Annotated in this window: 12 protein-coding genes; 6 read left to right on the forward strand and 6 right to left on the reverse strand. The window is 34.0% G+C overall.

What is annotated here, in order from left to right:
* Nucleotides 1-27 precede the first annotated feature (27 nt).
* Nucleotides 28-3,024, reverse strand: a complete 2,997-nt coding sequence (locus tag J2W48_RS09535; protein ID WP_310280669.1) for an amidohydrolase family protein — start codon at nt 3,022-3,024, stop codon at nt 28-30.
* A gap of 142 nt (nt 3,025-3,166) precedes the next feature.
* Between J2W48_RS09535 and J2W48_RS09540 the strand changes: the two genes are divergently transcribed.
* On the forward strand, nt 3,167-4,138 hold the full coding sequence (locus J2W48_RS09540) for a Gfo/Idh/MocA family protein (RefSeq protein ID WP_310280670.1): 972 nt from the start codon (nt 3,167-3,169) through the stop codon (nt 4,136-4,138).
* A 13-nt stretch (nt 4,139-4,151) separates the two neighbouring features.
* On the opposite strand, the gene J2W48_RS09545 is transcribed toward J2W48_RS09540, so the two are convergent.
* Together J2W48_RS09545 and J2W48_RS09550 are read right to left on the reverse strand one after the other, a co-directional pair.
* The gene (locus J2W48_RS09545; protein ID WP_310280671.1) at nt 4,152-5,225 is read right to left on the reverse strand and encodes an alanine/ornithine racemase family PLP-dependent enzyme; all 1,074 of its coding nucleotides are present in this window, start codon (nt 5,223-5,225) and stop codon (nt 4,152-4,154) included.
* A gap of 33 nt (nt 5,226-5,258) precedes the next feature.
* Nucleotides 5,259-5,693, reverse strand: a complete 435-nt coding sequence (locus J2W48_RS09550) for a GNAT family N-acetyltransferase (protein ID WP_310280672.1) — start codon at nt 5,691-5,693, stop codon at nt 5,259-5,261.
* Between the two features lie 285 nt (nt 5,694-5,978).
* On the opposite strand from J2W48_RS09550, the gene J2W48_RS09555 reads away from it, so the two are divergent.
* Entirely contained in the window at nt 5,979-7,514 is a 1,536-nt protein-coding gene (locus tag J2W48_RS09555; RefSeq protein ID WP_310280848.1) for a YifB family Mg chelatase-like AAA ATPase, read from the forward strand.
* A gap of 65 nt (nt 7,515-7,579) precedes the next feature.
* Here the strand turns inward: J2W48_RS09555 and J2W48_RS09560 are convergent, their stop codons facing one another.
* The 3 genes from J2W48_RS09560 to trmD all read right to left on the reverse strand — a co-directional run bounded on the left by J2W48_RS09560 (nt 7,580) and on the right by trmD (nt 11,333).
* Nucleotides 7,580-9,802 carry an NADP-dependent isocitrate dehydrogenase gene (locus tag J2W48_RS09560; protein ID WP_310280673.1) on the reverse strand — a complete coding sequence of 741 codons (2,223 nt, stop codon included), beginning with the start codon at nt 9,800-9,802 and terminating at the stop codon, nt 7,580-7,582.
* 279 nt (nt 9,803-10,081) lie between these two features.
* Nucleotides 10,082-10,432, reverse strand: coding sequence for a 50S ribosomal protein L19 (rplS, locus tag J2W48_RS09565; protein ID WP_055098496.1), 351 nt, complete (start codon nt 10,430-10,432; stop codon nt 10,082-10,084).
* 220 nt (nt 10,433-10,652) lie between these two features.
* A complete protein-coding gene (trmD, locus tag J2W48_RS09570) occupies nt 10,653-11,333 on the reverse strand; it encodes a tRNA (guanosine(37)-N1)-methyltransferase TrmD (RefSeq protein WP_310280676.1) in 681 nt (226 codons plus the stop codon).
* 254 nt (nt 11,334-11,587) lie between these two features.
* Here trmD and J2W48_RS09575 point away from each other — a divergent pair, with 254 nt between their 5' ends.
* The 4 genes from J2W48_RS09575 to J2W48_RS09590 are packed head-to-tail and all read left to right on the forward strand — an operon-like array spanning nt 11,588 to nt 14,150.
* Nucleotides 11,588-11,953 (forward strand): hypothetical protein, encoded by a 366-nt coding sequence (locus tag J2W48_RS09575; RefSeq protein WP_310280678.1) that lies wholly within the window; start codon nt 11,588-11,590, stop codon nt 11,951-11,953.
* A 52-nt stretch (nt 11,954-12,005) separates the two neighbouring features.
* Nucleotides 12,006-12,872 (forward strand): Zn-dependent protease, encoded by an 867-nt coding sequence (locus J2W48_RS09580; protein ID WP_310280679.1) that lies wholly within the window; start codon nt 12,006-12,008, stop codon nt 12,870-12,872.
* Nucleotides 12,873-12,878: 6 nt separating this feature from the next.
* Nucleotides 12,879-13,748 carry a sugar phosphate isomerase/epimerase family protein gene (locus J2W48_RS09585; protein ID WP_310280680.1) on the forward strand — a complete coding sequence of 290 codons (870 nt, stop codon included), beginning with the start codon at nt 12,879-12,881 and terminating at the stop codon, nt 13,746-13,748.
* 54 nt (nt 13,749-13,802) lie between these two features.
* Nucleotides 13,803-14,150: a cupin domain-containing protein gene (locus J2W48_RS09590; protein WP_310280681.1), complete on the forward strand. Its 348-nt coding sequence runs from the start codon at nt 13,803-13,805 to the stop codon at nt 14,148-14,150.
* Nucleotides 14,151-14,164 lie beyond the last annotated feature (14 nt).

A 14,164-nucleotide genomic window follows, 5' to 3' on the forward strand; every position in this document is an offset into this window, starting at 1 on the left:
TTTTTATTTGAAAAGCTTTTCTAATCCTTAGTATTGTTCCAAAGTGTCACAATGATATTCTTTTTTCTCTTTTTTTGTTGGCTCCTGGGTAGTCATTCCTTTGTTTTTTTCCTGAAGCATCTGTCCAATCAATTGATTTCTTTCTTTTGTGATGGCCTCTTGTTTTTCAAGGTCTTTTTCAATATCATAATAAACAACACCTTCAATAACCGTTTTTTCTGCTTTTGCATAAACTGATAATGGATTGTCGCTCCAAAGTACTAAATCTGCATCTTTACCAATTTTAATACTTCCAACTTTATCATCAATATGTAATAATCTGGCAGGATTAAGGGTTACAAATTTCCAGGCTTCTTCTTCCGGAATATTACCGTATTTTACAGCTTTTGCTGCTTCCTGATTTAGTCTTCTGGACATTTCGGCATCATCTGAATTATACGCAACAACTAATCCTTCATTGTGCATGATGGGACCGTTGTACGGAATGGCATCATTAACTTCGAATTTATAGGCCCACCAGTCTGCAAAAGTTGAGGCCCCAACACCATGCTCTTTCATTTTATCAGCAACTTTATACCCTTCAAGAATGTGAGTGAAAGTATTGACTTTAAAATTAAATTTATCAGCAACATTCATCAACATTAATATTTCAGACTCTACATAAGAGTGACAGGTAATAAAACGTTTTTTGTTCAGAATTTCAGCAAGCGTCTGCAATTCAAGATCAACTCTTGGAGCTTTTTCTTTTTTAGGATTGGCATTGAATTTTTTCCAGCTTTCATCATACTCTTTGGCACGTTGAAAATAATCGGTAAAAACCTGTTCAACTCCCATTCTGGTTTGAGGAAAACGAGTTGGATTAATATTTCCCCAATTGGATTGTTTGACATTTTCACCTAAAGCAAATTTGATAAATTTAGGTTGATTTTTATAAAGCATTTCATCAGGCGATAATCCCCATTTCCATTTTACAATGGCAGAACGACCGCCAATTGGATTTGCGGAGCCGTGTAATAATTGTGAGATGGTTACACCTCCTGCTAAATCCCTGTAAATGTTAATGTCTTCAGAATTCACCACATCTTCAATGGTAACTTCGGCAGTCGAATTATGACCGCTTTCATTTACACCTTTTGAAATAGCGATATGCGAATGCTCATCAATAATACCGCTGGTCAGATGTTTTCCTTTCACATCAATAATTGTTGCGGAAGCATCTGAAAGATTTTTACCAACAGCGACAATTTTTCCGTTCTTAACCAAAACATCAGTTTCAGTTAAAATCCCGTCTTTTTCGTTTGTCCAAACCGTCGCATTCTTAAACAATAAATTTTGTGCGGTTAATTTTTTTGAATTTCCAAAAGCAATATTCGGAAAAGTTATTGGTATAACCGGATTTGGCTTGTCTGCTTTTACGGTATCTTTTACAGCAATAAAAGGAGAAATTTTTACTGCTGTCCAGTTTACCTGATTACCATTATATAATTCTGCTTTCCCGGATATATTGTTAATGTTTTCTACAAATCCTGTTAAACGTGTAAAGTTAGATTTTATAGTATCGTTTGTTTTTATCAAAAGTGAAATCCAGTTTTTTGAAACAGAAAAAGTGTTTTTCACTTTTTTATCATTAGTAGTAGTGATTTCTGATTTTGGTGCTTCAGCAGTCCCGTCAATTTTCCATTTTAAAGTTTCATTTCCAATAGTCAGATTGTAATTCCCACGAATGTCTTTTGCACTCATGTCGTTTACAACATATTTCGTTCCCTGAACCCAATTCTCGTATAAGACTGTTTTTTCATCAAAAATTTCACCTGAAGTAATAACAAAGTTGGCATAACTTCCCGCTTTCAAACTTCCAATTTCATTGCTTTTTCCTAAAATTGCAGCCGGAATTGTAGTTAATGCCTCCAGGGCTTTTGTTTTGTCAAAACCATATTTGATAGATCTTAAAAGATTGGTTCTGAAATCTTCAGTCTTTTTCAATTTATCAGTTGTTAATGCAAATATGATTCCGTTATCAGAAAGCACTTTTAGGTTTGTTGGAGCCTGATTCCAAAAACGCATATCGGCCAATTCTATCTGATTCGATAAATAAGGATTAGAGACATCATAAGCTTCCGGGAAATTGATTGGAATAATGAATTTGGAATTGGTGTTTTTAATTTCTTCAATTCTTTCAAATTCATTCCCGCTTCCTTTTAATATATAATTCAAGCCAAATTCTTTTGCAATTTTAGCAGCCCTTAAACTATTTAGTTTGTCTTCTGAAGCGAGTATCTGGATTAGTTTTTCATTTTCTGCCAAAGCTTCCAATGATAAATCTTTCGTAATTGAATTTCCTTTTTTATACCAATCCAGATCCAGATACATTTGGCGAAGCAGGGCCATTGATCCCATTAAGGAACTAGGATAAGTCTGATTCGTTAATGCACTTCTGCTAAAAGAAAAGTGATTGGTTATTTTGTTGGAAATAATTTGGTTCCTGCTATCGGCATTATTCAAAGCCACCAGAACTCCTGTACCTTGCGCTATTCCGTCATGTATATGTGTCCCTACAATTCCAAAACCAGCCTTTAATAATTCTTCAGCTTTAGGCTGGTCGTATTTAAATGTTTCATATCCGTTTAATTCAGATAATATGCTTTCATTCCAATAACGCCCTGTTTTTTTTGTATCATAAACGGCATCTTCCCTGTTACGGGGTAAATTACGTTTTGGTTTTTCAATTCCAAAACTAGTGTAAACATCAATAAATGAAGGATAAATAGATTTGCCTTCAAGATTAATTGTAATCGCGTTTTTTGGAATGGTCACATTGTTGCCGACACCAATTACTTTACCATCCTGAATAAGTAAAGTCCCTTTTTCGATTTTTTGTGTTGGAGTAATGAAGATTACAGCATTGGTAAAAACTGTATAATTGTTATTTTTATTATGGACACTTTCATTAACAGGAAAGTATTCCTGAGCATGCATTTTTGTTAAAAAAACACTCAAAAAGAGGAGAAGAAAGGATTTTTTCATGTATAAGTCTGTAATTTTGTTATAAAAATATAAAATATATGTAATTATCCAAGTTTAATTTTTTCTATTTGTTTAGAATCTTATCTTTAATTTTTAATAAATTTTTGTAAGTCCTTTAAATTAGCCAGTTGACAATACTCATATGGAAAATAGAAATAAAATAAGATGGGGAATTATTGGTTTAGGAAACATAGCCAATCAGTTTGCTGTTGATTTAAGATTAATAGAGGAAGCCGAATTAGTTGCTGTGGCTTCAAGAAACATTGATAAAGCAAGAGAATTTGCCCTGAAGCACGATTGCAATACATTTTATGGTTCTTATGATGACCTTTTTGCAGACGATCAGGTTGATATTGTTTATATTGCAACTCCTCATGATTCCCATGCAGAATTAACAATTCAGGCAATGGAAAACGGCAAACATGTATTGTGTGAAAAGCCTTTGGCACTATCCTATAAAGATGCTGTGCGAATGACAGATGCTTCAAAAAAATATAATAAATTTTTTATGGAGGCTTTTTGGACACGATTTATTCCATCTGTTCGGGAGGTATTATCAAAAGTAAAAAGAGGTGAAATTGGAGAAGTGAAATATCTTAAAGCTGATTTTGCTTATTATAACAGTGAATTAGGAATGAGATTGACGGACAAGAAATTAGGAGGAGGGGCTCTTTATGACATTGGAGTTTATCCTCTGTTTTTATCCTATATCATGCTCGGAATTCCAAAAGAAATCACTGCAAAGTCTATTTACCATTCAACGGGTGTTGACTTACAAACTACTATGATTTTGGAATACCAGTCGGCTCAGTCAGTTTTACATGCCGGTTTAGTTTCTGCTTCTGATATGAAAGCTACCATTAGTGGCACCAAAGGAAGAATTGATATTGATTCTCCCTGGTTTATGACAGAAGGATATTCCATTATTGAAAATGAACAGGAAGAGAAATTTAAAATTCCGAATATTGGAAAAGGTTATGCGCATGAAGCAATTGAATGTCATGAGTGCATCAGGCAAAATCAGATTGAAAGTGAGCTTTGGTCACATCAAAATAGTTTGGATTTGAGTAAAATTACAGAAGAAGTGAGAAAACAGATTAAACTGGAATTCTAAAAAAACAATTCATTTACCCGATATTTTTTTCGATATAATCAGAACTTAATAAATACAAAGCACCCATGTACTTAATATTAAAGGAGATCAAATCACCAATTTTATATTTTTGAGTAGAATTAGAAATATCCAGTACTAACATATCTGAGCTTGCATCTACAATTGTAATTTCTTTATCGACAGCTTCCAGATATTGGGGTTGCATATCTAATAATCCAATATCCAGAATAGCTCTCAATGAAGTACCGCTAAAATCTTTAGTGTCTTGCATAGAAAAAGTATTTCCGGCAACGTTTTCGCCGAGCTCTCCAGTTGGAACATCTGGTTTTTCGGTTATTTCAATGATTTCTGCAAAAAGTTTAAAGACATCCTTATGCATTCCTTTAATTGTTTTTCCGGTAAACAAATCTTTTCCGAAAAATAAGGCCTCTCCAATTCTAAAATGATTTACAGCCATTGGTCGGGCATTTTTAAGAAGCAGAGGAATAGCAACAGATGTTCCGCCTGAAACCCACGGAATTGCAATATTGAATTTAGCTTCAATAAGTTGCTTGTACAAGCTTAATTGTATAAGTTTATCCTGAGTAGGCATTACTCCGCTAAGGCAATTTAAGTTTGTGCCAATTCCTGAAATTTCGATATTTGGCATTTTTATAATTGTGCCGTAAAAATCAATCAGATCTTCCCCCATAACACCTTCACGCAAATCTCCCATTTCAATCATGATGATGATTTTATGGGTTTTATTCTGCTTTTTAGCTTCATTCGAAAGCATTTGAATTGTATAAATTTCAGTATTAAAACTTACATCAGCATATTTCACTATGTTCGGAATACTTCGTTTAGCGGGAGGTTTTATATAAACCGTTTGAATATCAGGATCAAGGGATTTGATCTTTTTTAGATTACTTATCCTCGAATCATGTATTTCTTTGACTCCTAATGAAATAATTTCTTTTAGGTATAATTTATTTCCACATAAAAGCTTAGATACAACTCCCCATTCAATATTTTTTGATTCAAAAAGTGAATTCAGGAAAGTGTAGTTTTCTTTTAGCTTCTTTCGATATAATTTTATGAATGCCATTGGGCTTATTTTTATTGAATTAATTAATGCGGTTTATTTGATTAAACGCATTTCCAGATACTTATTCGTAAATCCAAGTTTCTCATATAATATTTTGGCAGGATTATCAGATTCTACATGTAGTGCGATATTTCCCTCAGTAATAGAAATAGCTTTTTCCATAAGCTTTTTTCCATAACCTTTTCCTCTTTCAGAATTGTCAACAGCAATATAAACCAGAATGTTCTCCGGAATATAACCTTTCATGCCTGTATTATTTAAAACTACAACTCCAACAATTTTCTGGCTGTCTAAGCCAACAACAATATTGCCACCCTTGTCAGGATTCATTACATAAGCTATAGATTGAAGAATATCTTCTATTTTGTCACCATACTGCTCCAAATGGGTATGCAAAAAAGCAGCAATGATTTCTGGAGTACATGTCTCGTCATATCCAGAAATTGGATTAATTAATTTAAATTCCATTTTTTAATTATTTATGCTGACAGAAAAATTTCAGCAGGTTACACAGATTGCAAAATTAATTGCTGTAGATTCCCAGAATTGGAAATCGAATTTACCGATAGAAATCGATGATATTTTTGCAAGATAGGCATAAATACTGGTTTTATTCTAATCGAAACTTGACTTTTTATTTTTCAGCTGTTTTGCAGACTTACATTTTTTGAATTTTAAAATTACTTTTTTGTATTAAAAAGGCTACATGTGATTATTTTTTATTAGATTTAAAAATATTTAATGAATAAAATTATGCTAGTTAAAGTTTTTGGAAGTGCTGTTTTTGGAGTTGAAGCCACAACGATTACAGTTGAAGTAAATATTGATAAGGGTATTGGTTATCATTTAGTGGGATTGCCCGATAATGCGATAAAAGAAAGCAGTTATCGAATAGCAGCGGCTCTTAAAAACAACGGATATACCTTACCCGGGAAAAAAATAACCATTAATATGGCTCCTGCCGACCTACGAAAAGAAGGCTCTGCCTATGATTTGACACTTGCAGTAGGGATCTTAGTAGCCTCAGAGCAGATAAAAGCTACTGAAATTGATCGCTATATTATTATGGGTGAACTCTCGTTGGATGGTGGTTTACAACCTATTCGAGGGGCTTTGCCAATTGCAATCAAAGCTAAGGAAGAAGGTTATAAAGGATTTTTTCTTCCAAAGCAAAATGTAAAAGAAGCCGCTATAGTTGCAGGATTAGATGTATATGGAGTCGAAAATGTTCAGGAAGTAATTGATTTCTTTGAAGGAAAAGGAACTCTTGAACCAACTACAATTGATACACGTGCAGAATTCTATAAAACCTTAGATTTTCCTGAATTTGATTTTTCAGATGTCAGAGGACAGGAAAGTATTAAACGATGTATGGAAATTGCCGCCGCCGGAGGTCATAATATTATTTTGATTGGTCCTCCCGGAGCAGGAAAAACAATGCTTGCCAAACGATTGCCAAGTATTTTACCGCCTATGACTTTGCGAGAAGCACTAGAAACTACGAAAATCCATAGTGTTGCAGGTAAATTAAAAGAAGTAGGATTAATGAGCCAGCGGCCATTTCGAAGTCCCCATCATACTATTTCAAATGTTGCCCTTGTTGGTGGAGGGAGTTATCCACAACCTGGGGAGATCTCAATGGCACATAACGGTGTTTTATTTCTGGATGAATTGCCGGAATTTAAAAGAGATGTTTTAGAAGTGATGCGCCAGCCTTTGGAAGACAGGGAAGTCACTATTTCCAGGGCTAAGTTTACGGTAACTTATCCTTCTTCTTTTATGCTGGTGGCCAGTATGAACCCAAGTCCGAGTGGTTTTTTTAATGATCCGTCTATACCGAATACTTCATCACCCCATGAAATGCAACGGTATATGAGTAAAATTTCCGGTCCTTTATTAGACAGAATTGATATTCACATTGAAGTTACACCTGTGCCTTTCGAGAAATTATCAGATGATAATAAAGCGGAGAGCAGTGTTTCAATTAGAGAAAGAGTTACGGCAGCTCGTGAGCTTCAGTCTGTCCGATTTGAAGAATTGGACAATGTTCATTACAATGCACAGATGAGCAGTAAATTAATTCGGGAATATTGTGTTCTTGACGAAAAATCGAAAGAGTTATTGAAAACTGCCATGGAGCGCTTAAATCTTTCTGCTAGGGCTTATGATCGAATCCTGAAAGTTTCGAGAACTATAGCTGACTTAGATGCTGCTCCCTATATAATTTCATCACATATTGCTGAGGCTATTCAGTATAGAAGTTTGGATCGTGATGGATGGTTGGGATAGATTAAAAAAAAAGACAACCGTTTCCAGTTGTCTTTTTTTATATAAACAGATTTACTATTTTTTAATTATGCAATTTTAGCAAGAATAAAATTGAATGTTGCACTAGGACGCATTGCTTTGCTTACTAACTCAGGAGTTGGTTGGTAATAACCACCAAGAGTTTGAGGTTTACCTTGAGCACCAATTAATTCTGCATCAATTTTAGCTTCGTTAGCCTCAAATTCAGCAGCGATTGGAGTGAAGATAGCTTTTAATTCAGCATCTTTAGTTTGGGCAGCCAAAGCCTGAGCCCAATAGAAAGCTAAATAAAAGTGAGATCCACGGTTGTCAATCTGACCTACTTTACGAGCAGGAGATTTATCGTTTGCTAAGAATTTATCGTTAGCCTCGTCAAGAGTTTCTGCTAAAACAATTGCTTTAGAATTATCTAAAGTTTGTCCTAAATGCTCTAGTGATGCACCAAGAGCTAAAAATTCTCCTAATGAATCCCAACGTAAATATCCTTCTTCTGTAAATTGCTCAACGTGTTTAGGCGCAGAACCTCCGGCACCAGTTTCGAATAATCCGCCACCATTCATTAACGGAACGATAGATAACATTTTTGCAGAAGTTCCTAATTCTAAAATTGGGAACAAATCTGTTAGGTAATCACGTAAAACATTTCCTGTTACAGAGATAGTATCCAAACCTTTGATGATTCTGTCTAAAGTAAATTCAGTTGCAGCAATTGGATTTAAAATACGGATATCTAAGTTTACAGTATCATAATCTTTAAGATATTTTTGAACTTTTGCAATTAATTCTCTGTCATGTGCTCTGTTTTCATCTAACCAGAAAACAGCCGGAGTAGCAGATAAGCGAGCTCTGTTTACAGCCAGTTTAACCCAGTCCTGAATTGGAGCGTCTTTTGCCTGACACATTCTGAAAATATCATTTGCTTCAACAGTTTGTTCCATTAAAACGGTTCCTTTGTTGTCTACTACACGAACAACTCCGTCAGCCTGCATTTGGAAAGTTTTGTCGTGAGATCCGTATTCTTCAGCTTTTTGAGCCATTAAACCAACGTTAGGAACACTTCCCATAGTTTTAGGATCAAAAGCACCGTGTTTTTTACAGAAATCGATAGTTGCAGTATAAAGTCCGGCGTAAGAACGATCCGGAATAACAGCGATTGTATCTTGTGCTTTTCCTTCTTTGTTCCACATTTGTCCGGAAGTACGAATCATAGCTGGCATAGAAGCATCTACAATTACATCAGAAGGAACGTGTAAGTTGGTAATTCCTTTGTCAGAATTAACCATTGCCAAAGCTGGTCCGTTTTCGATTGCTTTAGCAATATCAGCTTCTACTTCAGCCTGCTCAGGTCTTCCTGCTATTTTTGCATAGATATCACCTAAACCATTTCTTGTATCAATATTTAATTCATCGAACAGAGTTTCGTATTTTTTGAAAAGATCAGCGAAATAAACTTCAACGATAGCGCCAAAGATAATTGGATCCGAAACTTTCATCATAGTGGCTTTTAAATGCACAGAAAGTAAAACACCTTCTTTCTTAGCTTCAGCAATTGCTTCAGCAGCAAAAGACTTTAAAGTTTTTACACTTAAAACAGAGCTGTCAATTATTTCACCTGCTTTTAATGGAGTACTTGCTTTTAATACAGTAGTTGTACCGTCTTTAGCAACAAATTCAATTTTTACATCATTAGCTTCTGAAACTGTAAGCGATTTTTCACTTCCGTAGAAATCACCGTTTGGCATTGAAGCCACTTTAGTTTTTGAGTCAGCAGACCATGTACCCATTGAATGTGGATTTGCTTTTGCAAAGTTTTTTACTGCTCTTGGTGCTCTACGGTCAGAGTTTCCTTCACGGAGAACAGGATTTACAGCAGATCCTAAAACTTTAGCATATTTTGCTTTGATTTCTTTTTCAGCATCATTTTGAGGCTCTTCAGGAAAATCAGGAATTTTGTAACCGTGAGACTGCAATTCAGTAATAGCCGCTTTTAATTGCGGTACAGATGCAGAAACGTTTGGCAATTTGATGATGTTAGCCTCTGGTTGTGTCGCTAATTGCCCCAATTCAGCCAAAGCATCTCCGGTTTTTTGAGTATCTGTTAAAACTTCAGGGAAATTGGATAAAATTCTGCCTGCTAACGAAATATCTCTTGTTTCAATAGCGATACCAGCCGTAGCTGTAAATGCCTGAACAATTGGTAAAAAAGAATAGGTCGCTAATAAGGGCGCCTCATCTGTTAAGGTGTAAAAGATTTTTGAATTCTGTGTCATTTTTTTTTTTTTTATAATCGTATCGCCAAAGAATGACGATGTGAAAGGTATAGTCGGCTCAAAATGAGCGGAGCAAATATAATAAAAACAGTCCGAAAACGGTATAGTTTTACCAAGAAACCCTGAAATTAATAGATTGTTATTTGAGCGACTTTTAATTATGAAATCAATGATTTTAATATTGAAAAATTATGGTTTTGATATTTCAAAAAATAAGTCAAAAAAAAAACTCGTTTCAAATTACTTGAAACGAGTTTTTTATAACAAAGAGATAAATAATTATCTTCTTTTATCTTTAATCTTAGCTTTTTTACCAGTAAGTTCTCTAAAGTAGAAAATTCTGGCTCTACGAACTGCACCTTTTTTGTTGATTTCAATTTTTTGTAAAGCTGGTAAGTTTACCGGGAAGATACGCTCAACACCAATAGCTCCGGACATTTTACGAATAGTAAAAGTTTCTGTGTTACCAGAACCTCTTCTTTGAATAACAACTCCTTTAAAAAACTGAGTTCTTGTTTTTTCACCCTCTTTAATTTCGTAGTAAACTGTGATAGTGTCTCCAGCTCCAAAAACAGGGAAATCTTTTTTAGCAACTAATTCGGTTTGAACGAATTTCATTAAATCTGCCATGATATCTTATAATTATGGTTTTTATATAGAGCAACATTCACGGATCTCGCCAGAGGTTAGTCTAATTCGGGTGCAAATGTAGAAAATAATTATAAATTATGAATTATAAATTATGAATTATTTTAAGTTGTTGATAAAATGGTAGTTAGTCTCAGTTTTTAGTCTCAGTTACCAGATTGGATTCGTAACAAACTGAGACTGAAAACTGAGACTGAAAACTTTAATGTTCCTCCAGTAAATCCGGGCGTCTGTTTTTCGTGTGCTCATAGGCCATATCCTCACGCCATTTGTCAATTTTGGCAAAATGTCCGCTGGTTAAAACTTCCGGCACTTTCCATCCGTTATAGTCTGCGGGTCTGGTATATATAGGTCCTGAAAGTAAATTATCCTGAAAACTATCTGTCAATGCCGAAGTTTCATCACTTAAAACGCCTGGAATCAATCGGATTAATGCATCAGACAAAACAAGGGCACCTAATTCACCGCCGGATAAAACATAATCGCCAATCGAAATTTCTTTTGTAATAAAATGATCCCGGACACGCTGATCTACTCCTTTATAATGTCCGCATAAAATGATGATATTTTCATACATCGACATCGTATTGGCCATTTTCTGGTTCAGAGTTTCACCATCTGGTGACATATAAATGATTTCGTCATATTCACGTTCAGTTTTCAAATGTGTAATGCAGGCATCGATCGGCTGAACAGTCATGACCATTCCGGCACCACCGCCAAACGGATAATCGTCTACACTTTTTTGTTTGTTGGTTGTATAATCACGTAAATTATGAAAATGAACTTCTACCAGACCTTTGTCAATGGCACGTTTCATAATCGAAGCTTCAAAAGGGCTTTTTAATAACTCAGGCAAAATCGTTATAATATCAATTCGCATTTTATTTTTTCATGATTTCTAAGTCACAAAGATACAAAGTAAATATTTGAGAATTTTAAAGTTTAATGATAGGAATCCTGCTCTGAATTTTTACTACTTAAAGAATCAGGCTGATTAAGGTTAAATTTCAATAATTAGATTTGAATTTTAAATTAATTAGGGTAAAATGTTAAATATTTGGTTATTAATAGTTTGTATTTAAATAATTGTTAATTTAGTAAGAAAATAGTTGTGAATTATTTAAAAATAAATTTATGAAAAAACTTTTTTCATGGACTATTTTGGGAGTTCTGTTTTTAGCATGCTCCGGTACTAAAAATACAGGAGAGAAATGGATGGGAGAATACAAAAATAATCTTATCAAAAATTGGGGGCCGCCTATACGCATATTGAATAATGCAGAAAGCGGAGAAATACTCGTTTATGCAGAACAGGTATTTCTGAATTCAGATAATTCAAAAGGCTCAAAAATAGCGGGTCAAAATTATTGGAATTATAATTATATGTATGTCAATAAAGAAGGAGAAATCTTTTCAGTACGAAGCGAAAAGCAAAATTTTCCACCTCAGGCTATTGATTCTCAAAAAATGATTGGTATGAATTTATTGACTGTGAAATGAATCTTTTATTTTAGCAGGCAAGCTTTTTTTTAAATACATTAGCGAAATGTATATGAAAAAAATAGCAATTCTTATTTTTATATTGTTTTGTTCATGTAACAAAAACAAAGAAAACCAATATTTCGAGCGTATTGAAGATAATGATATTCAATTGTCTCAACCGGTTGAAGGAGAATGGTTGTTTTCCCGTAAAGAAAAAGGACAAAGCTTTGAACAGTATGAGAAATCCAAACATATTGTTCCTGCAAAAGATTCCAACATCATTTATATAAGACCAATCGGAAATTTTAATTCCCTGCAAAAGAAACAAATTGATTTGTTGAGGGAATACTTAGAAATTTATTTTCAATTAAAGACTAAAACTTTAGAAACAGTCTCTAATGATATAATTCCTGATTCTGCCCGAAGAATCGGATATGAAAATAACGAACAGTTTTTAGCAGGGTATCTTTTAGACAGCGTTTTAAAAAAAGAGAAACCCTTGAACAGAATTGCCTTAATGGGACTTACAGAAATTGATTTGTTTCCTAAACCGGAATGGAATTATGTTTTTGGATTGGCGTCCTATCGGGATAAGGTTGGAGTAAGCTCAATATATAGGTTGCAGAATGGAAAACTGACTTCTCAAAATTTTAATTTGTGTTTGTCCCGACTTCTCAAAGTAAGTTCTCACGAAATTGGACATATGTTTGGTTTACACCATTGTATTAGTGCCAATTGTGTAATGAATGGTACAAATAGCTTAGCCGAAACGGATAAAAATCAGATAAGATTATGCTCTCTTTGTCAAAAGAAACTAAATTCCTGTATAAAATATGATAATAAAAAAAGACTATCAGAATTAGAAAAATATTTTAAAAGGAATAATTTAATTGAAGAATTTCAATTGATGAAAAAAGATATTGCTGTCACTCAATAAAATAAAATGGGAACAAGAAGAAACTTTATAATAAATACCAGCTTAGCCACAACGGCAGTTTTGACTTTACCATCATTAGCATTTACTATGAATAAAAAAGAAATTGGTTTGCAATTATATACGTTGCGAGAAGAGTTTTCCAAAGAAGTAAAATCAACTTTAGAAAAAGTGGCAGCAGCAGGTTATACAACTGTTGAAACATATGGTTTTTCGATAAAAGATCAGTTTTGGGGGTTATCTCCAATCGAACTAAAAGAAATATTGGATAAAAACGGATTAAAAGCCGTGAGCGGACATTATAATTCAGAAAGCTTTTTAGCAGATGAAAATACTGCTGAACTCGAAGCTGCAATTGTAGCAGCTAAAGTTTTAAAGAGTGAATATTTAACCATTCCGTGGCTCGATGAACCTTTGAGAAAAAATAGTGCAGACTATAAAAAGATTGCCTCACGACTAAATGTAGCTGGTAAAATGTGTAAAGATGCTGGTTTAAAACTGGCATACCACAATCATGATTTTGAATTTAAAAAACAGGAAGGAATTACAGGTTTCGAAATTTTGTTGAAAGAAACTAATAAAAACCTGGTAGATTTTGAATTGGATTTATATTGGGTAATTTATTCAGGATTCGACCCATTGCAATTATTTAAAGATAATCCCGGGCGTTTTACAATGTGGCATGTTAAAGACAGGGATAAACTTAATCCTGTTTTGAATACTGCAGGGTATGGCTCAATAGATTTTAAACCTATTTTTAAACAAGCAAAATTATCCGGAATGAAACACTTTTTTATAGAACAGGAAAATAATTTTAGCATCAGCTCTTTTGATTCAATAAAGACAAGCCGCGATTTTATGGTAAAAGAATTGATTTAAATTTACTCATCAAAATGCACTATTTTTGTAAAGTTAATTTATTGAAACAATAATATGGAAAGTTCTGTTACAAGTAAAGAGTTTCTTTTTGGAGAAGAAATTCAGTGGGAAGCCGTTGGAGAAGGTGTGAAACGTAAAATTTTAGCTTTTGATAATCGCGTCATGCTGGTTAATGTATATTTTGAAAAAGGGGCTATCGGCGCTTTGCATGAACATTATCACACACAGGTTACCTATGTTGCTAAAGGTAAATTTGATGTAACCATAAACGGAGTTACAAAAATGCTAAAAGAAGGAGATAGCTTTTATATTCCGCCACATGCCATTCATGGTGTTTTATGTTTGGAAGAAGGAATGCTGACAGATGTTTTTAGTCCAATGCGAGAAGATTTTATGAAATAATATTTTTTTTATAA

It is taken from the genome of Flavobacterium piscis, from assembly GCF_031457575.1.
GTDB classification, from domain to species: Bacteria; Bacteroidota; Bacteroidia; order Flavobacteriales; family Flavobacteriaceae; genus Flavobacterium; species Flavobacterium piscis_A.